The following is a 20156-nucleotide window of genomic DNA, read 5'->3' on the forward strand; positions in this document are numbered from 1 at the left end:
GTTAGTCTCCAGATTTCTCGATTGAATTGGATAGTCCAAGCATCGCCGGGTAGCCAAACAGCGCGGCACTTCCACCCGTATGCAAAAAAACCACATCCCTTTCTTTGTCGAAATAGCCCTTGCGAATCAGGTCGATCAAGCCTGCCATGCCCTTGCCGGAATAAACCGGGTCAAGCAGAATCCCTTCAGTTTGCGCGAGCAAATTCACGGCCTCCACCATGCCATCGGTGGGCTGGCCATAACCACTTCCAACGTAATCGCTATTGGCAACCACATCGTCCCTGCGAATAATGTCCTTCAGGCCAAGGTAGTCCGTGGTGCGGCAAGCAAGATCGTAGACCATGTTTTCCTGCTTTTCGCGCGCAGCGCGTACGCTAATGCCTAAAACTGGAATGTTCGAGCGTGATCCCACTAAGCCGGCAACCAGGCCTGCTTGCGTACCCGCGCTGCCGGTCGCGTGAACAAGATGACTGATCACAAGCCCGCGATCATTAGCCTGAGTAAGGAGTTCCAAGGCTGCATTAACGTAACCTAAAGCCCCCACCGGAGTCGATCCACCGCCTGGCACGATATAAGGGTGTTTACCGTTTTGACGCAACTCGTCGGCAAGCTGTTCCATTGCCGCCGCCATGTCAGTGCCGCCAGCGCGCCTGGACACTATTGCACCGTGTAATTGATCCAGAAGTACATTGCCATTATGGTTGTAGCTCTCGTCGGTATATCCTGTTCGGTCTTCCAGCAAAATATGACACCTCATTCCAAGCTTGGTGGCGATAGCCGCAGTTTGACGCGCATGATTTGACTGAGTGGCACCCTGAGTGATAACCGTGTCCGCCTTCTGTGCGATAGCATCGGCCATCAGAAATTCGAGCTTGCGAGTCTTATTGCCACCCGACGATAGACCGGTACAGTCGTCACGTTTGATCCATAGGCGAGGGCCGCCAAGATGCTTTGTCAGGCGCTCCATCGGCTCCAGCGGTGTGGGCAGATGGGCAAAGTGCAAACGTGGGTAGCGCGATAAGTGCATAGCTGTATTCCTTGCTCTGCGTAGAGCTATTTACCCGATTGCCGACGCGACAATCACGTACGGGCTGTAAAGGCGATATGGAAATGGTACGTGACTGTGGTTGTTTCTCTTAATACCAGATATGATCTATCCATAAAGCCAGCATTTTCTGCTCGTCGTCAACCTCGTGAGCCACAAAATGAAACCGTCGACTCGCACCATCGACATAATGTGGTCACAGCTATTCCTGCAATTCGAAAAGCAATCCAGCACATTGCAAGGACAGTTGCGCGACATGCTCATGCATGCCGTTATAGAAGGCTTTATTCTTCCGGGCGAAACACTCCCCTCCAGTCGCCTTCTGGCCCAGACGCTTGGACTATCTCGCACCACGGTAATGTTGGCACTACAGGCACTCGCAGACAAGGGCATCGTCGTTGGCCAGCAACGCAGCGGTTATGTCGTTGCTGAACAGCCTCAGGTCACCTATCTTGGTGCTCGAAAACGAGCTGACGAGCCGGTGCAGCAAGGAAGCGTTGCCTGGGAAAGCCGTTTGATGCTTACCCCGTCAAAACAACAGAACATAGAAAAGCCGGCCGACTGGCAGCAACAACCATTTCCCTTTATCTACGGGCAGTTTGACGCCAGCCTGTTTCCGATCCGCGATTGGCGCGAATGCGTACTGGAATCCCTTCAGCCACGCGCCTTGCGCCACTGGGCTCCCGACCACCTTGATCGCGACAACGAACCACTCGTCGAACAGATCCAGCGACGCCTGCTCCCCGCGCGCGGCATATGGGTGGAACGAGATGAAATTCTTGTTACGGCAGGGGCTCAACAAGCGACATTTCTATTATCCGAATTGCTGATTGGTCCGAATACCCGAATCGGCATTGAAAATCCTGGCTATCCGGACGCTCGCAACAATTTTTCGCTACGGTCGAAAAATGTCCAACCGTTGGCCATAGATGGAGATGGTCTTGTGCCTAACGCGGCCTTGTCGCACTGCGACTATGTTTACGTCACGCCTAGCCACCAATGCCCGACCACCGTAACAATGTCGCTAGCGCGACGACGCTTGCTACTAGCATATGCGGCGCGTGACGACTTTGTGGTGATCGAGGATGATCACGAAAGCGAACTCAATTTTTCAGGCCACCCGACTCCTGCCCTCAAGAGCCTGGACACTGCACAGCGCGTAATCTACGTCGGCAGTCTCTCGAAGACACTTGCCCATGGCCTACGGCTAGGCTTTGTCGTAGCGCCGGCAGAACTCATACGCGAGCTGCGATCCCTGCGACGGCTAATGATGCGGCATGTGCCGACCAATAATCAGCAGTCGGCGGCCAGCTTCATTGCGCACGGTCACCATGAAGCGTTCATGCGCCGACTTAATGTCGCTTATCGGCATCGGGCAGCCGCTTTACATTCAGCCTTGGAAATATACACGCCAGAACTGAAGCAAGTGCCCGCACAAGGCGGCTCGGCATTATGGGTCACAGGGCCACCAGAACTGGACACACGAAAGCTCGCGCAGCGCCTCTACGCAAGAGGAGTTGTTGTTGAACCCGGAGACGTATTCTTCACGGGCAACGAACAACCGCAGAATCACCTGCGAATCGGCTATTCATCGATTGCAATAGACCGTATTGAGCCGGGAGTGCGCATCATCGCAGAAGAACTCGTGCTGAAATGATAATAGCCAGACAGAGACACGGCTTCGCAGAAACCAAAGCCGCCTTGAGTATTCTCAATACACTGGCCTTATCAATAAAAATGATCTGGACCTACCTGAGCGTTTATTGGACTGCTAACGTTAAAAAACCATAAGGAGGCTAATTCATGTTCGATACTATTATCTCAGGTGGTGAAATCATTGACGGCACTGGAGCACCGAGTTTTGTGGCCGACGTCGGTATTGCGGGAGACCGAATTACTGCACTCGGTGATTTGACCTCCGCCACCGCCATCAACCGTATCGACGCAAGCGGGTTAACCGTAACACCCGGATTCATCGACATCCATACCCATTCCGACTTCACGCTGCTAGCGGATGGGCGTGCTGATAGTCAGCTCTGCCAGGGCGTCACAACCGAGGTCATCGGGCAATGCGGGTTTAGCTGCGCACCGCTCGGCCGACAGGCCGGAGGTAGCCAACTTTTTGGCTACGTCGACGTCGGCATACCTATTAACTGGCGTTCTTTCGGAGAGTATCTCGAACAGCTCGAAAGGGCCCGCCCTGCCGTCAACGTGGCGGCGTTCGTAGGTCATGGTGCAATTCACAGCGCAATCAAGGAAAATGACTCATCTCCGAGCACTGCTAACGAAATAGACGCAATGGTGCGGCTGGCCGAAGAAGCCTTCGATGAGGGAGCGTGGGGATTTTCCACTGGTCTTGAATACTGGCCCGGGATTGCGGCCCCCCTCGAAGAGATCGCGGCACTAACCACGGTAACGGCCAAGCGCAATGGTCTGTATTCCACTCATGTCCGTAATCGCGACGTTTATTACGACCTAGGCTTTTCTGAAGCGATTGCGACCGCGCGTCACACCAATGCCAAACTTCAAATCTCGCACATACAGCCCAAGTTTGGTGCGCCCGCTATGGCCATGCAACATACTCTCGAAATGTTATATCGCGCAGGGCGCGAAGGCGTAGACGTTGCTTTTGATATTATCCCGCATGATTGGAACCATACAAGCATGGTGTCAGTGCTGCCCATGTGGGCACGCGAAGGCGGTACGACTAAAACCCTTGAACGTCTTAAAGACCCTGCTTTGCGTAAACGTATGAAGGAGAACCCCCGCCCAATGTGGCGTCTGGTTACGGTAGGCCGTTGGAATGACATCGTATTATTGCATTCAGTGGCAAATGTTGATCTGATTGGCATGAATTTCTCCGATATCGCCCAACTGCGAGGAGTGGATCCATTTGATGCGGTGCTGGATCTGCTAACGGAAGAAGGAGAGGCATTGCCGCAAATGATGTGGACCTCCCACAGCTTCAACGATAACGACATTTGCATGTGCATGCGTGAAGCCAAGTGCATGGTGATGTCAGATACATTAGCCCTTTCGCAACGTGGCCCGCTGAAGGGACTAATTGGATCGCTCAGCGGCTACGGATGGACAGCCCGGTTACTTGGCCACTACGCGCGTGAACGTGGAATAATCTCATTAACGGAAGCAGTCAACCGCATCACTGTTCGGCCTGCCGAAAGGCTCGGGCTAGTCGATCGTGGGAGACTGCGAGCCGGCGCATTCGCTGATGTTACTGTCTTCAATCCAAAACTTGTGCATGATGAGTCGACTGTGCTAGCACCTCTCAGTTCGCCCAAAGGGTTTATTCATGTGATGGTTAACGGATGTTTTGCTGTACGCGACGGAGTCCGGAATGACGTACAGTCTGGGCATGTACTTCGCCATTAAGCCCAGTACGGCGACCATATAAATCCAGCCTTCGTGGATCATCATATACATTTTTAACCCTATGGACACGGTTTAAAAGCCATTCGTCAACTCAGTGATCAGACAGTTACTCGGGTGCGAGATGGCACTTCCATTTGCTCAAAGGCACCGAGAAAGTGCACCCAGACGCCAGGACGCCTAGGTGCGTATCCAGCAGTATGGCGACGAAATTACTGACCTTTACCACTACCATTCAAGTCAGCAAATGATTTCAGCTTTGGGTCGCCATTGACCAACTTTAAGTATTTGTCGGTGATGTAGCTCTTGGGGTCGGGCAGCGGTTCATCCGCACGCAACGAGCCAACTTCCTTCGAAAAGGAAGCAATTATATTCATGATGGTGTCAACACGCGACGGCTGCGAGCCACGGCTAAACAAGGCTAGTTGTTGGACAAGGTTAAAAGTGGGGCGACGATCAAACTCCTTATTCATCGCTGCCTCAGAGATGGTGACGCCGCCCGCTGCATAGTATTTTTTCATCAATACAAGCGCGTCCTTCCGGTTGGCCTCCAACCAGCGCTGGGCGCGCAGATACACGGCAAGGAAGGCCGCTACTCGGTGCGGGTGAGCGTTTCCCCACTCCGCACGTACCACTACGTTACCAGGGATCAAGACACCAGCATCTTTTCCCGAACATAGCAGCTTAGCGCCTGCTTTCTCTTCCACTGTGTAAGTGTTGGGCGCCCATAGTGCGCCAATCTCCACGCTACCAGAACTCATTGCAGAAACTATCTGTGCTTGATCCATTGAGCGTATGGTCGTATCGTCTTTCGTCAAGCCAAATTTCTTTAGACAATACCGGGCAGCTAGGTCACCCGTAGAATTGCCGGTCAGATATATCGTCTTACCCTTGATCGTCGCCGGGTCTCTGATGTAATTATCGCTATCCGGGCCATGCACGTAGAGCGCGTTGACAGCCGATTGATCCTCGGCGAGCGCAATCGTGTGAAGCCCAAACCGCGCGGCGCCTAGTACCGCCGGTACCGACCCGACGATACCCACGTCCCACGATCTACTAGCCGCAATTTGCGGCGCGCCGGCAGGGAAGTTGGTGATTGTCACCTTTAGGCCCACATCCTTCCACCAACCTTTCTCTTCAGCGACTAAAAACGGTAACGTACTAAACAACGCAGGCTGGGAGCCTATACGAACCTCTTGTAAATCCTTGGCGGAGACGCTCAACGATGTCAGTGTCAGAAACACAGCTATGACCCAATGAATAATCTTATTCATGCAGATTTCTCCTCGATTTATTTTAAAGACAACTGAAATGATAAGAACCCAAACGTTGGGGATTAATTAGCCACCCGCTCGTTTTGCTCGCGCAGCAGCCGCCAGATCTGCGTTCGCAGATGCACAAACGACTCAAGATCCATTACGTCTTCGATGCGCTCGTACTGCTGCCAGCCTTCGGCGTCACGAATTGACTTAATGTTAATAATTTCCCGAATTCTTCCAGGACGACGAGTCATCACAACCACACGGTCGGCCAGATAAACGGCCTCTTCCACGGCATGTGTAATAAACATAACAGTGCGAGGATTGGCGCGCCCCACGCGCAGCAGCTCTTCCTGCATCACTGTGCGAGTTTGAGCATCGAGCGCCCCAAAGGGTTCATCCATAAGAAGCACAGTGGGATTAAGCACATAGGCACGAGCAATCGCTACGCGTTGCTGCATACCACCGGAGAGCTGATGGGGATAGGCTGATTCATAGCCTTCCAAACCCATAAGCCGTATATTGCACCGGATGCGATCTTCTGCCTCATTGCGCGGAACACGCAGCGACCGAAGACCGAACCGAATATTCTCCGACACAGTCTTCCATGGAAATAGTGCGAACTGCTGAAATACCACTGCGCGCTCCGGTCCTGGAGCCTTGACCTCCTTACCTCCAACTGCAACGCTACCATTGCTGACAAACTCCAGCCCAGCAGCCATGCGCAAACAAGTAGTTTTGCCACAGCCGGATGGCCCGACTACTGCGACAAACTCCTTTTCCTGTACGGAGAAAGTGATGTCGTCTAGGGCTAGGAAATTTTTGCCTTCGCGACGAAAACTTCGGGAGACATTAGAAAAAACAATATTGCTCATGAATCTATCTGCCTCGGTTGCGATTAAGCCAACCCTCAATACCACCCAAGCCAAAATCAATAAGCACGCCGAATATACCAGTGGCGATCATTCCCACCATCACAATCGGAGTGTCCAGCGCAGCTTGCGCGCGCACCATCATTAACCCGATACCACTATTGGCCGCGATCAATTCCGCACCGATTAATGATTGCCAACCGGCCCCTGCACCAACCCGCAGGCCAGCAATAATAGATGGCAGCGAAGCTGGTAAAAGCACCTCATACACGATGCGGATGCCCGATGCACCGTAAACTTGCGCTGCCTCGATAAAGGTTTGCTCGACAAAGAGAGAACCTCGATAGGCATTAATTAAGCACGGAGGGAAAGCTCCGGCAAAGATAATCAGGGTAGGGCCGCCAATTCCGGCACCAAACCACAATGCCGCAAAGGGTACCCACGCAATAGGTGCAATAAACCGCAGGCCGTCAAATAAAGGCGTCATTATATTGTCCAGCCAACGATACCAACCCATTAACAGACCTAGGGGAACTCCCACAGCGGCTGCCAAGAAGAAGCCACTCATGAACCGTCCAATACTAGCAGCCAAGTGGTCTTGCAGAGTCAAACCAGAAAATGGAATAATTAGTAACTTCAGTCCTTCTCCTACCACATCCCAAGGGAATGGCAAAAACTCACGTGGTGCTAGTTTGACCCAAGCCGCAAAAACCCATATACCGAAAAAAAACAGCATCCCTGTTATAGAGAACCCAATGGTCTGGGCCTTAGTAAGTCTTTCACCCATCGTAAAACCTCAGTTGCGTGTACGCCAGGGCATCGAAAGGCGTTCAACATAATCAAATACTGCGGTTAGCGCAAAGCCGACAATCGCTACGGTTACCATACCCGCCAAAATCATCGCCGGGTAGATATCCAGACCTGCCTGATAGAGAATTTTTCCCAAGCCTAAAGGAGCACCGAGAAGCTCTGCAGCTACAAGAGCCGTAAGACAGACTTGCAGTGATAATCGCACCCCCGTAAAGATAGAAGGCAGTGCGCCGGGCACAATCACTTCTTTCACAAGGAGCCAGCCGCGAATACCAAGCATCTGGCTTGCTTCGATTATGGCCTGAGGAATATTACGCACCCCCGTAAAACTATTAATAACCGAAGGTACAAACGCAGCAAGCAATAAAATCATAATTTTCGCGGCGTCACCCAGTCCAAGCCATACAATGGCCAGCGGGATCCAAGCTAGCGCAGGAATCGGCCTAATTAGTAGAAAGACAGGGCCCACCAACGCCTCAGCTTTTCTGCTCCAGCCCATCCACAGTCCCAATGGAACGCCTATAACGGTCGCCGCAAAAAATCCCAGTAAAATAAGCTTCACACTTTGCAAAACATGCTGGAGTAAAAGCCCTCCTGCATAGCCTTCGCCCAGTGCCAACTGACGCCCAGCCGCAATGAACTGTTCTGGCGTTGGGAAAAGCTGCGGGTTGATTAAGCCATACTTGGAACCGAGATACCACGAACCAACCACCGTAAACACGACAGCAATACCGACTTGCGTCCGCCCAGACCTATCCCTGGCAGCCATGGTCATTGATGGCAAATGCCGTCGCTGTGAGGTGAAGCGTTAATGGCGGGGTGGGTATCACATACAACGACGCTCATGATTTTGTCTCCAAATTTTGCTTTACGCTTTACTTTAGAGGCATGGTACGTGACTGTCGTTATTTCTCTTAATACCAGTTATGGCCTATCCATAAGACCAGGAATTTTCTGCCCGCTGGTGGCCCCATGAGCCACAAAATGAAACAGTTAGCCCACACCGATGATGCTCGGTCGTTTCAACTCTACCTAAACGCCAAAACACGCGAAAGCTCGCGCAGCGCCTCTACGCAAGATGCGTTGTTGTTGAACCCGGAGACGTATTCTTCACTAGCAGCGAGCAACTGCGGAATCACCTGCGAATCGACTATTCATCGATTGCAATAGACCGTATTGAGCAGGAAGTGCACATCATTGCAGAAGAGCTCGTGATGAAATGATAATAGCGAGATAAGGACACAGCTTCGCAACAAACAAAGCCGTCCCGCCTATTTTCGATGCACTTACGCTGGCCTTATTAATAAAATCCCGCTTGCACAACTGGATACCACGGAACAGAGGGTGATCGATATCGGAAAAGGGCTGTAACGCGTTGGCAGCTTGCTTGTTAAAAGCTGTAAAGAACTTTACTGCTTACGCTCGTTTTCCTATGAACTGACTTCCCCACATGCGTTCTGTTCGCGTTACGCAAGCATTAATCTCGTGTGCCCCCAACTTGGCCCTTAGTCATAGCGCTCAAATACGTCGTCTTTGTGGCGTTATAAAGGGTTGCCACATCGTCCGGAGAAACATGTCGATGGGAAACCAGTAGACGCGGCTACCGGCGATGATGTTGGGCAATCTGCACAGGTGAAATTGTTCTTCGAATCGCACTTATTCAACGCAGTACTTGGAAGCCAGGGACATGCTTTTCAGGCTCTTTTCAGACCGAATCCGCGGTCGAACGAGCTTTGCGCTTTTATGAGCGGGGACACAGCGGACTCTGCTGATTGCACGCATCGGAGATTTGTAGAATCTCACAAGCAGACGCCGTCAGTGTGTTTCTTCCAGGAGAGCAAGCGCCCGCTCATTTTTTATTCCGGCCACTCCGTTACTTAACACTACGACGAACACTACGACGCCGCGCTCGGCCGCCTTGGCCTGTAAATGCACAGCACCATCCGTGCCATTCCATATTTCGACAAACAGCGTTTCGCCGGGGTAGACCGGTGCTGAAAAGCGCGCGTTCAGATATTCGAGGCGTTCGGTATCGTAGTCGTACAGCGTTTTTACTGATAGCGTGCGCCGTCACGCCATTGGTACTAAAGCCATGCAAAATAGGTCTTGGAAAGCCCGCTTGCCTGGCCACATGGGGATCGACACGCGAGGCTGATATGCCCATCGGAAAAATGAGCATGAGTGTACGTCAGCGGTTCATGGCGATGCCGGTGCCGATGTAGGATTCCCGGCGTAACAAGGGATATTGTGCGGATGCTAGTGGTGTGCAGCTACGGCCGCTGCCATGAGTTCATCACACCGCATCACCCACCACAAAATAGTATGGTCGAATGTGCTATCCGTACGCTTAAAGAACAGCGCGTGCACCGGCATCGGTTTGAATCGCTACAGCATGTCAGCCGCGCAATTAGTGACTGGCATGCTCGTACAACTATCGGCGCCCACACCAGGCGCCGAATATAAAAAACCTCGGCATGAGTTACAAAATAAATAGAGCTACGATTCAATTAAATGCTGGGACGCCGCAAAGGAAAGCTCTATTTCTTGATTTCATTAAATAGTCGTAATTATTCATATTAGAGAAAATTTAGTCAGAATGACTTTTCCCTAGTGTAAATTATCCACAATATTAGTAAATCAAAGTCTAGTCAAAAGAATCACCCCCCCCTACTCCACCGTCACGCTCTTAGCCAAGTTCCTCGGTTTATCCACATCCGTCCCCCTCGCGCACGCCGTGTGATACGCCAGCAACTGCAGCGGTATCGTGTGCAGAATCGGCGACAGCTTTCCATAATGCTCGGGCATGCGAATCACGTGGATGCCGTCGCTGCTGCCGATCTTAGTGTCGGCATCGGCAAACACATACAGCTCGCCGCCACGCGCGTGCACCTCTTGCATATTGGATTTAAGCTTTTCCAGCAGCCCGTCGCGCGGGGCGATGGTGACCACGGGCATGTGTTCGGTCACGAGCGCCAGGGGACCGTGCTTGAGTTCGCCGGCGGGGTAGGCTTCGGCGTGGATGTAGCTGATTTCTTTTAGTTTCAGCGCACCTTCCAGGGCAATGGGGTAGTGCATGCCGCGGCCCAGGAACAGGGCGTTTTCTTTGGTGGCAAAGCGATCGGCCCAGGCCATGATTTGCGGCTCCAGGGCCAGCACGGCGCCGATGGCTACCGGTAGGTGGCGCAAGGCTTTCAGCTGCTCGGCTTCCTCCTCGTCGCTTAAGCGGCCGTTGGCCTGCGCGAGCGCCAGGGTCAGCAGGAACAAGGCGGTCAGCTGGGTGGTAAAGGCTTTGGTCGATGCGACACCGATTTCGACGCCGGCACGAGTGATGTAAGAAAGCTTGCATTCGCGCACCATCGCACTGGTGGCGACGTTGCAGATGGTCAGGGTGTTTTCCATGCCCAAGCCGCGCGCGTGCTTAAGTGCGGCCAGGGTGTCGGCGGTTTCGCCGGATTGGGAAATGGTGACGACCAGCGTGCGTGGGTTGGGCACGCTGTCGCGGTAGCGATATTCGCTGGCGATTTCGACATTGACGGGAATCTTGGCAATGGATTCGATCCAGTAGCGGGCGGTAAGGCCGGCGTAATAGCTGGTGCCGCAGGCGAGGATCAGAAGGTTGTCGATGTTTTTGAAGACCTTGTAGGCGCCATCGCCAAACAGTTCGGGCGTAATGCTTTCAATGGCCTGCAGAGTATCGCCCACGGCGCGCGGCTGTTCGAAGATTTCCTTTTGCATGTAGTGGCGATAGGGGCCGAGCTCGGCCGCGCCGGTGTGTATATGCACGGTGTGGACTTCGCGCTCAACCGAATGGCCGTCGACATCCACAATCCAGACGCGGGCCAGTTGCAAGTCAACGATGTCGCCATCTTCCAAGTAGATGATTTGGTCGGTGGTGCCCGCCAACGCCAGGGCGTCGGAGGCCAGGAAGTTTTCATTCTTGCCGCGCCCTACTACCAACGGCGAACCGTGGCGAGCGCCCACGACGCGATGGGGCTCGTCGCGGCAGAACACGGCAATGGCGTAAGCGCCGTTCAAACGGCGCGTGGCCTGCTGTACGGCCTCGAACAGGTCGCCGCCGTACAGGTGGTCGATGAGGTGGGCGATGACTTCGGTATCGGTCTGGCTTTCGAACACGTAGCCGACCGCCTGCAGTTCGGTGCGCAACTCTTCGTAATTTTCGATGATGCCGTTATGCACCAGCGCAATGCGCGCAACGCCTTTGCCTTGGCCGGAGAAATGCGGATGCGCGTTGTGCGTGGCCGGCGCGCCGTGGGTGGCCCATCGGGTATGGGCAATGCCCGTAAAGCCGCTGAGGTGCTCTCGCTGGACCTGGCTTTCAAGCTCGGCAACGCGCTGGGTGCTGCGCGCACGACGCAATTCGCCATCGGAGTGAACGGCGACGCCGCAGGAGTCGTATCCACGATATTCGAGCCGTTTGAGGCCTTGCAGAAGAATCGGGGTAATGTCGCGTTGCGCGACGGCGCCAACAATGCCACACATAGTGTTATTCCGGTTGATTTAATTCTGGAGATGCGTCATTGTGCACATAGTGCGTAGAAATTAAATTTCTTTATTTTTATGTTTATGGATTTATATTTCTTCGTATGTATAGTTGGAAATATTATTTCAATATATTTATATTTTTTAAAAAAAAATCCATATTAAGCGGTCTTGGCCGTTTTCCCGAGACAATTCTTAACGATTTAGTTTTTGGGGTCAAGGGAATGGCGAGGGCATGTTGTTGTGCGTTTTTGTTGGGGTTGGCGTCGACGTGGGGATTATGGCACCCACAAGGGGTGCCGCTACAAAAACGTACCGGTTGATCATGTAGTGGCACCCCTTGTGGGTGCCATCTCCCGCCATTTTCCATTATTCCCCCATCAATTATGAATAAACCATCAAAATTACCGATTGCCATCGACGAACTGGATCTGCGCATTCTGGAGCAGATGCAGGTTGACAGTTCTTTAACCAATCAGGATCTGGCAGCTCGGGTGCATGCTTCGGCGCCCACGTGCCTGCGACGGGTGCGCCGATTGACCGACGAGGGGGTGATTGAAAAGCAGGTGGCCATCCTTGATCCAGCGCGGCTTGGCCATACGCTGACGGCCATTATCGAAATTACGCTGGACGTGCAGACGGCGGAATATCTGGATCAATTCGAGGCCGATATCATCGGCGAAGAGGCTATTTTGCAATGCTACCGGGTGTCGCCCGGGCCGGATTTTGTGGTGCTGGCACAGGTGGCCGATATGCCGGCGTATCACGCCATGGCGCACCGAGTGTTTACGTCGCATGCGAATGTGCGCAATGTACGCACGTTTTTTTCTATCCACCGAAGTAAATTCGAGACGCGGATCAGGTTGGACAAGTAGGAGATTTCACCACCAAACGCTGGTATTCGATCAGGTAACGCTGGGCCATGCGCGCGGGATGATGGTGTTGCAGGACATAGGCATACGCACGGTCGATGGTGGACGAGCGCAGCGGCGCGTCGTCGAGCATACGGGCGATGGCCGCAGCCACGGCTCGATGATCACCCACCTCGCACAGCAACCCACGCCCGTCGGCCAGGATTTCCTTCAGGCCTCCCGCATTGGTCGACACCACCGGCACCGAATATAAAAACGCGTCCAGCACGCTGGTGCCCAGGGCCTCGTGGCGCGAACTGAGTACAAACACGTCCATCAGCCGATACAGGTCTTCGACGCGACCCTGGAACCCGGCAAAGAGATAATGTTGTTGCAGGCCCAGTTCTTGCACCAGGTCGCGCGCGGCCTGTCCGGCGTCGCCCTCTGCACCCAAATGAATGAACACAAAGTCGTCGCGCTGCTCACGCAGGCCACGCACGGCGCGAATCAAAGTGCAGGGATCTTTCTCGCGCGTCAGCGCCGCGGCCGTGGCCAGCACGCGCCGGCCAGCCAAACCGAACTGGGCGGCAAATTCCTGGGCATGCGCCAGATCGAAGGGCTGGACGGCGATGGCGCTGGGAATTACCGCGACCTCCAGGCCCATGCGCCGCGGCTCGGCGGCAGCGGCTTCGCTAATAGCCGCAAACAGGTCCGCCTGGCGCCATTTCCAGACTGTCTTGCGCGCCTGTTCGCCTAGATCAAAAGCAGTCCGTCGTGTAAAGACAATCGGACGACGCAGCCATTTTTTGCACAAGGCCAGCCAGGTAATGGTATTGGCGGTTTGGGCATGCAATACATCAAAGCGGCGCCCGCGGCGCAGCAAGAAAAGACACAGGCCCACCACGCTGGCATAACTGTGCACGGCAAAGCCATCGTCGTGTGCGCGTTGCGCCAGTTCGCCGCCACGGCGCGCCAGCAAGACAACGTCGTGCCCGGCACGGCGGAATTCCTGCATGCTCAGCAGCGTCTGCCGCTCGCCGCCGCGCCAGCCCTTCTCGAAGTTCAGTTGCAGGATGCGCATGGGGCCTTATAAATCCAGATCGGCGACCGGGTTCAAATGCCGGACGATATTGATGAACAACGCGGCCAGGGCACATGCAATCGCCGCGACGACGCCCAGCACGGCACCGTGCGCGGCGCTGGACGTGAACGCAACGGCAACCAGCGCCGTGCCCGAGCTTTGGCCGAAGACGCGGGTCGTCGCCTGCATACCGCCGGCCGCGCCGCTGCGGTTGCGGGGTGCGCCGGCGAGCATGGCGCGGTTGTTGGGGGTCTGGAAAAAACCAAAACCCACGCCGCCGAAAAACATGGTCGCCATGATCCAGCCCAAGCCGGTATTCAAAGGCAGCATAATCGTGCCCGACAGGCCCAGCGCCATGCAACCGGCGCCGATAGCGCACAGAATGGCCACCGGAAACTTGTCCGACATGACGCCCGCCAAAGGCGCCATAATGGCTACCGCCAGAGACCAGACGCCCAGCAGCAGCCCTACTTCGGTATAACTATGCCCCATGACTTTCTGGAAATAAAAAGGCAAGGACACAAAGGAGGCCATTTGGGCCGCGAACGAAAAGGCCGACGCCGCGACTGCGAAGGCCACCGGCTTGATGCGCAGCAAGTCCAGCGGCACCAGCGGCGCCGTCTGGTCGCGTGAACGCCGCAGCAGCACCCAGCCGGCCAGTCCGGCTACCGCCAGGCACCAGGCGGCATGCACCGGATCCTTCACCAGCGCGTCCAGGCCGACAATGCACAGGCCAAAAGCGACTACGCTCAGCCCGCAAGCCAGCCAGTCGAAACGCACCTGATTGCGCGGCACATCAGGCAAGAACCGGACCCCCAGATAAGACAGCAGACAAATCGGCACATTGATCGCAAAGATCCAGGGCCACGAGGCCACGCTCAGGATAAAAGCGCCGACCGTAGGCCCCAGCACCGACATGACTCCGACCATCATGGCGTTCAGGCTGATGCCGAAACCCAGTTTTCGCAAAGGGTAAATATTGCGAACCAGGCCGCCAAACAGGCACATCAGCATGGCGGCACCGAAGCCTTGGGCAATCCGCCCGGAAACCAGCCCGACGAGCGACGTCGACAAGGCGCAGGCCAGCGAAGACAGCATGAACACGGTAATGCCCAACGCAAACATGCGTCGAAAGCCGATGCGCTCGGCCACGGCCGACAAGGGCAGCAAGGACACAACGACCATCAGGCTGTAGGCAATGACGACCCACACCACCGACGCCGGATCGATGGACAACTCATGAGCGATCGTGGGCAAAGCCACGTTGGCAACACTCGCATCCAGCGTCGCCACCGACATGGCGGACATCAACGTCAATACGGCCCAGTAGCGCCTGGGTGCGTCCAGGCCGTCGGCCGGCGACGACACATGTTGGCGAAGAGCAGTGGAGTCGGTCACGGTCAGGTTTTCTTGTCTGGACGGACCCAGCCTTTGATGGTTTGTTGGGCGGGACGGGAAATCGTAAGCTGCCCGGCGGGCGCGTCGCGGGTTAGCGTCGTGCCGGCGCCCAGCGTCGCCCCCTGCCCGACGCGCACCGGCGCCACAAGCTGCGAATCCGAGCCGATGAACGCATCGTCTTCAATAACGGTCAAGGACTTGTTGACGCCATCGTAATTGCAGGTGATCGTTCCCGCGCCGATATTGACTCGCGCTCCGATTTGCGCATCGCCTACATAAGACAGGTGATTGACCTTGGAGCCTTCGCCAAGCCGGCTTTTCTTGATTTCCACGAAATTGCCGACATGGGCTTGCGAACCGATATCGGCACCCGGGCGCAAACGCGCATAAGGGCCGATACGCGCCTGGTCGGCAACCACGGCGTCCTGAATGTGGCTGAACGCGTCGATGTGCGTCCCCGCGCCGATACGTGCGTCTTTAAGCACACAGTGCGGCCCGACGCGCACCCCTTCGGCCAGTTCGACGCGCCCTTCGAATACGCAACCCACGTCGATGAATACATCGCGCCCGCAGGCCAGCGAGCCGCGCAAATCGAAGCGCGCCGGGTCGGCCAGCGTAACGCCCAGTTCAAGCTGGCGGCGTGCCTGCTCGCTTTGCCAGATGCGCTCAAGCCCGGCCTGCTGCGCGCGGCTGTTGACCCCTAGCGTCTCCCACGAAGCACCAGGCTGCGCGGCATTGACGGCAACGCCGTCGTGCACGGCCAGACCGACCACATCGGTCAGGTAATACTCGCCCTGCGCATTCTTGTTGTCGACACGGGACAACCAGTTTTTCAACTCGGCCGTCGGAGCCACCAGAATACCGGTGTTGACCTCGTTAATGGCCTGCTCCTGTGCGTTCGCGTCTTTGTGCTCCACAATGCGCTGCACCAGCCCCTGCGCATTGCGCACGATGCGCCCGTAACCGCTGGGATCGGGCAGGGTTTCGGTCAGCACGGCCATGCCCCCCGCACGCGCATCAAGCAGGCGCCGCAAGGTTTCGGTCTGCACCAACGGCACGTCGCCATAGAGCACCAAAGTGCTGTCTTGCGCCGCGCGCTGTTCAAGCAGGAACGGCACGGCCTGCTGCACGGCATGACCCGTACCTTGCTGAGGCCGCTGCAGCGCAAACTGCAGGTCGGCCTGATCGGCAAAGGCGGCCTGAACAAGCTCGGCGCCGTGACCGACAACAATTACTATGCGGTCCGGGTTCAGACGCCGTGCGTTCTCCAGTACATGCGCGAGCATCGGTTTGCCTGCCAGAGGATGCAAAACTTTGGGCAAGTCGGACTGCATGCGTTTGCCAAGGCCAGCGGCCAGAATAACGATATTTAGCATTGTGTGATGAGTCAAATAATCGGGCCGCGTGGCCAAAACCTAGCTGCAAGCCTTGCATGTTAAAGCCAGGGCTTGCAGCTAGGTAGACAACTTTACCAATTTTACGATTGCGTTTTTTTGGAAGTGGCAGCGCGTTTTCTGGGCGCTGCCTTGGCTGCTTTGGCGGTTTTAGCCGCCGCCCCTGCCCGGGCGCCTGGCCGGGTGTTGGAACCGGATTCGGCGCGCGGCGCTACGGTAGCCGCTTTAGCTACAGCTTCGGCGCTTTGCATGGAGGCCGTGGTGGCGGCCGCCAGGGTATCGAACTGCTTTTGCAGCATGTTCCACCAGCCTTGGGTTGCGGCCTGTGCGCTGGCCAGATCGGGTTGGGGGGGAGTCGCAGAGCCGGGGTTGGGGGCTGTCGCGGTTGTGTTGGACGTCGCTTGATCTGATGCAGCCGTCTTGTCCTTGGCCGGCGTTTTGGTGGCACCCACAAGGGGTGCCGCTACATCTTGCGCAGGTGCCGCTGCATTTGCGGCGGCGGGTTTGATTCCCAACACCACTTCCAGAGGCGAGGGGCTATCGGGCGTGGCCGCCATGCCCGAGGCCGTCATGAAGGATTTCAACGTGGCGATCGTGGCGCGCTGCACTTCCAGGCCCTGTATGGCGCTGGACAACATGGACAGATTCATGCGCAGCCAGTTTTCCACGGCGCGCAAGTCGGTAATGCGGCGATCCAGGTCTTCGATACTGGTGGGCGCCGCCATAGCCGACTGGCCCAATCCGCCCGCGCCCGACAAGCCTTGCCAGGCTTGCTGCATCATTTCAAGACTGGCCATCAGCGGGTTTTTCCCGAGGTCTGCACCCTGCCCCAGACCGGGTAGAACAAAAGGGTTACTATTTTGCGTGGTCATGGTGGCTCCTTAAAGGCCAAACTGTCAGTCCAGCAAGCTTAAACTGAACTGGGTTCAAGCGTCTAATCCTTAATTTCGAATGAAGACCTCATACACCCTCGCAGAACTGGAATCGGCCATCAATTATTGGCGCGCCCGCTCGCCTTCGGCCGGTGAAGAACTCTCCTTGTGCCCTGAGGCTTCGGCCTTGGCCGAACCGTATGCCCTGATGATTTTCAATGCGCAGCGGGAAGTGGCCAGCGATGCGCTGGATGCGGCGGCTAGAGGTGCGTTGGCGGTGTGGGAAGAACGCGAGGGTGCATAGCGGTGAGGGTTGGGTGGTGCGACGGGTGATGGCACCCACAAGGGGTGCCGCTACATTAGCTGCCGTCACGTTTTTGTAGTGGCAGCCCTTGTGGCTGCCAAAATCGCCAACAATCAAAACGGTATATCTACAAACCGCGCCGACGCAAACCATCCAGAATAACCAGCTCGGCTTCCAGTGTGAACTCGCCGGCCTGGATCATGGACCAGACTTCGGCCACGGGCACATTGCGGATTTCACTGACTTCGCCATCCTGGTTGGCCGGGCGAACGGATTCGGCCAGCACGCATTCGCTGGCCAGCAAATCTTCGACCTGATAGCCTTCGGGCAAGCGCCGATGCATGCGTAAGATCATGCGCAAAGGATCGCGGCCCTCGAGCGCGGCCGGCGCCAGGCCCGCCTCCTCGTTGCTCTCGCGCAACAACGATGCATCCAGGCTTTCAGCCGCGCCCACAAGCCCTCCCACCAGCGTATCCCACATGCCGGGATCGGTGCTTTTGTTGAGCGCGCGACGCGCGATCCAGAGATTCCCGGTGGGCGTCCAGGCGTTCAGATGCACGGCTCGCGTCAACAAACCCAAAGGCCGCATCGCCGCACGCTCAATCACAGACAGCGTACGTCCTTCGCCCACGACGTCGATCAGTTCGTTGCGCCAGCCGCGCAGGCAATTGGCATCGCGCAAGGTCTGTGCGATGCGCTCCAAAACGGCTTTGAGCGTAATGCGCTGCGATGCCGCCGCGGTAACATGAACGGCTTCGGCTTCCACATGCACACCGGGCAGTCCATCGACGACGCGCGTCGCTTTGGCGGTGACCCATCCCGACACGCGCCCCGATACGGTAAGCGGCCGCGAGCCTTTAGGCGGCAATTGCTGAACCAGGCGTCCAAGCTGTTGATAGCGCAGGTTAATCGCCGACGTGAGCGATCCAGGGTCTAAGTCATTCATGCAATAATTGTAGTGTATGCCCGCGGTCCTTCGTCCAACCGACATGGAATTGAAATGCGCACGCCAAGCCGGCGCTACGCACGATCTTCCCAGGTTCGCTATAATTCTGCGGTCTTTAAGTAATTCGAGCAGGTAGTTAAGGCGCACGATTTTTCGAGCCTGCCATCCAATCATTATTATGTGTTTTCACAAACATTGGACCGACGCACGTCAAATGTTAGCGAAGACACGCCGTATTACGAGGTCAGCATGAAGAAGTTGAGAGGGTTACTGGGTACTGGCGCAATGCTGCTGGCAAGCATTGCAAGCGCTCAAGTGAAAGATATGCCCGGCGGCCCAAAGGTCAATCAGCTCAACCTCCACGAGGGGGTGTCGCAAATCGCATACGATGTTGTCTGGCTGCACTGGATGATGCTCATCATCTGTACGATCATTTTCATCGGCGTGTTCGGGACGATGACCTACTCCATCATCATGCACCGCAAATCGCGCGGCGTGGTGGCGGCCAAATTCCACGAAAACACGGCGATCGAAATCGCCTGGACCATCATCCCCTTTCTCATCGTCATCGGCATGGCGCTCCCGGCGACCCGTACCGTTGTGGCCATGAAAGACACCTCCAGCGCCGATCTGACCGTCAAGGTCACCGGCTATCAATGGCAATGGGGCTATGAGTACATGGACGGCGCGGCAACCGGCGTGCAATTCCTCTCGCACCTGTCCACTCCACGTGAGCAAATCGAGGGCAAAGCGCCCAAAGACCAGTTTTACCTGATGGAAGTCGACAAGCCAATGGTCGTGCCGGTCAACAAGAAAGTACGTGTGGTACTGACTGCCGCCGACGTGGTTCACTCCTGGGCCGTGCCCGACTTTGGAGTCAAGCAGGACGCCATCCCCGGGTTCCTGCGCGACGCCTGGTTCCGTGCTGAAAAGGTCGGCAGCTATCGCGGGCAGTGCTCGGAACTGTGCGGCAAGGATCACGCGTTCATGCCCATCGTGGTTAAAGTCGTATCGCAGGCCGACTACGACAAGTGGGCGGCTGATCAGAAAAAAGCCCTGGCCAGTGCGGCCGAGGATCCAAACAAAAAATGGACTAAAGACGAGCTGTTCGCGCGCGGCGAAAAAGTGTTTGGCGCCAACTGCGTAGCCTGTCACCAGGCCACCGGCAAGGGCATCCCCGGCACCTTCCCGGCGCTCGACGGCGACACCAAATTCGTGCTGGCTCCCATGAAAGGGCAAATACTGACCGTACTGAACGGCCACCCCGGCACAGCCATGGCCGCGTGGCGCAACCAGTTGAGCGACACTGACATCGCCTCGGCCATTACCTATACCCGCAATGCCTGGGGCAATGCAGGAAAAGGTCCGGACCCGGTAGTCCAGCCATCCGACGTCAAGGCTTTGCGCTAAGCTATCGGCTGGCCGCATAACATAATT

At 55.9% G+C, this 20156-nt stretch carries 17 protein-coding genes; 6 read left to right on the plus strand and 11 right to left on the minus strand.

Features of this window, described 5'->3' with window-relative positions:
* Position 1: 1 nt before the first annotated feature.
* On the minus strand, positions 2–1027 hold the full coding sequence (cuyA, locus tag EDC26_RS16625) for a D-cysteate sulfo-lyase (protein WP_132584697.1): 1026 nt from the start codon (positions 1025–1027) through the stop codon (positions 2–4).
* A 178-nt stretch (positions 1028–1205) separates the two neighbouring features.
* Here cuyA and pdxR point away from each other — a divergent pair, with 178 nt between their 5' ends.
* Positions 1206–2702 (plus strand): MocR-like pyridoxine biosynthesis transcription factor PdxR, encoded by a 1497-nt coding sequence (gene pdxR / locus EDC26_RS16630; RefSeq protein ID WP_243700956.1) that lies wholly within the window; start codon positions 1206–1208, stop codon positions 2700–2702.
* 146 nt (positions 2703–2848) lie between these two features.
* Positions 2849–4435, plus strand: a complete 1587-nt coding sequence (locus EDC26_RS16635; RefSeq protein WP_132584699.1) for an N-acyl-D-amino-acid deacylase family protein — start codon at positions 2849–2851, stop codon at positions 4433–4435.
* A 209-nt stretch (positions 4436–4644) separates the two neighbouring features.
* Here the strand turns inward: EDC26_RS16635 and EDC26_RS16640 are convergent, their stop codons facing one another.
* The 4 genes from EDC26_RS16640 to EDC26_RS16655 form a co-directional block, all read right to left on the minus strand.
* Positions 4645–5706, minus strand: a complete 1062-nt coding sequence (locus tag EDC26_RS16640) for an ABC transporter substrate-binding protein (RefSeq protein WP_132584701.1) — start codon at positions 5704–5706, stop codon at positions 4645–4647.
* A gap of 62 nt (positions 5707–5768) precedes the next feature.
* Positions 5769–6566 (minus strand): ABC transporter ATP-binding protein, encoded by a 798-nt coding sequence (locus tag EDC26_RS16645; RefSeq protein ID WP_132584703.1) that lies wholly within the window; start codon positions 6564–6566, stop codon positions 5769–5771.
* 4 nt (positions 6567–6570) lie between these two features.
* Complete coding sequence (locus EDC26_RS16650) at positions 6571–7350, minus strand: ABC transporter permease (protein WP_132584705.1); 780 nt, start codon at positions 7348–7350, stop codon at positions 6571–6573.
* 9 nt (positions 7351–7359) lie between these two features.
* A complete protein-coding gene (locus EDC26_RS16655) occupies positions 7360–8148 on the minus strand; it encodes an ABC transporter permease (protein WP_243700957.1) in 789 nt (262 codons plus the stop codon).
* Between the two features lie 1547 nt (positions 8149–9695).
* On the opposite strand from EDC26_RS16655, the gene EDC26_RS16665 reads away from it, so the two are divergent.
* Positions 9696–9836, plus strand: coding sequence for a hypothetical protein (locus tag EDC26_RS16665; protein ID WP_243700958.1), 141 nt, complete (start codon positions 9696–9698; stop codon positions 9834–9836).
* A 204-nt stretch (positions 9837–10040) separates the two neighbouring features.
* Here the strand turns inward: EDC26_RS16665 and glmS are convergent, their stop codons facing one another.
* A complete protein-coding gene (gene glmS, locus EDC26_RS16670) occupies positions 10041–11873 on the minus strand; it encodes a glutamine--fructose-6-phosphate transaminase (isomerizing) (protein WP_132584707.1) in 1833 nt (610 codons plus the stop codon).
* A 386-nt stretch (positions 11874–12259) separates the two neighbouring features.
* Between glmS and EDC26_RS16675 the strand changes: the two genes are divergently transcribed.
* Positions 12260–12748, plus strand: a complete 489-nt coding sequence (locus EDC26_RS16675; protein ID WP_132584709.1) for an Lrp/AsnC family transcriptional regulator — start codon at positions 12260–12262, stop codon at positions 12746–12748.
* On the opposite strand, the gene EDC26_RS16680 is transcribed toward EDC26_RS16675, so the two are convergent.
* From EDC26_RS16680 to EDC26_RS16695, 4 genes are all read right to left on the minus strand, one after another.
* Positions 12732–13805 (minus strand): glycosyltransferase family 4 protein, encoded by a 1074-nt coding sequence (locus tag EDC26_RS16680; protein WP_132584711.1) that lies wholly within the window; start codon positions 13803–13805, stop codon positions 12732–12734. The genes EDC26_RS16675 and EDC26_RS16680 overlap by 17 nt on opposite strands.
* A 6-nt stretch (positions 13806–13811) precedes the next feature.
* Entirely contained in the window at positions 13812–15203 is a 1392-nt protein-coding gene (locus tag EDC26_RS16685) for an MFS transporter (protein WP_243700959.1), read from the minus strand.
* Positions 15204–15205: 2 nt separating this feature from the next.
* Positions 15206–16579 (minus strand): bifunctional UDP-N-acetylglucosamine diphosphorylase/glucosamine-1-phosphate N-acetyltransferase GlmU, encoded by a 1374-nt coding sequence (glmU, locus tag EDC26_RS16690; RefSeq protein ID WP_132584713.1) that lies wholly within the window; start codon positions 16577–16579, stop codon positions 15206–15208.
* Positions 16580–16680: 101 nt separating this feature from the next.
* Positions 16681–17469, minus strand: coding sequence for a PhaM family polyhydroxyalkanoate granule multifunctional regulatory protein (locus tag EDC26_RS16695; protein ID WP_132584715.1), 789 nt, complete (start codon positions 17467–17469; stop codon positions 16681–16683).
* Between the two features lie 79 nt (positions 17470–17548).
* Between EDC26_RS16695 and EDC26_RS16700 the strand changes: the two genes are divergently transcribed.
* Entirely contained in the window at positions 17549–17773 is a 225-nt protein-coding gene (locus EDC26_RS16700; protein ID WP_132584717.1) for a DUF3717 domain-containing protein, read from the plus strand.
* A gap of 127 nt (positions 17774–17900) precedes the next feature.
* Here the strand turns inward: EDC26_RS16700 and EDC26_RS16705 are convergent, their stop codons facing one another.
* The gene (locus EDC26_RS16705) at positions 17901–18719 is read right to left on the minus strand and encodes an NUDIX hydrolase (protein WP_132584719.1); all 819 of its coding nucleotides are present in this window, start codon (positions 18717–18719) and stop codon (positions 17901–17903) included.
* Between the two features lie 249 nt (positions 18720–18968).
* Between EDC26_RS16705 and coxB the strand changes: the two genes are divergently transcribed.
* Positions 18969–20129: a cytochrome c oxidase subunit II gene (coxB, locus tag EDC26_RS16710; protein WP_132584721.1), complete on the plus strand. Its 1161-nt coding sequence runs from the start codon at positions 18969–18971 to the stop codon at positions 20127–20129.
* Positions 20130–20156: the final 27 nt, after the last annotated feature.

Origin of the sequence: Paralcaligenes ureilyticus (assembly GCF_004346225.1) — a bacterium.
GTDB lineage: Bacteria > Pseudomonadota > Gammaproteobacteria > Burkholderiales > Burkholderiaceae_B > Paralcaligenes > Paralcaligenes ureilyticus.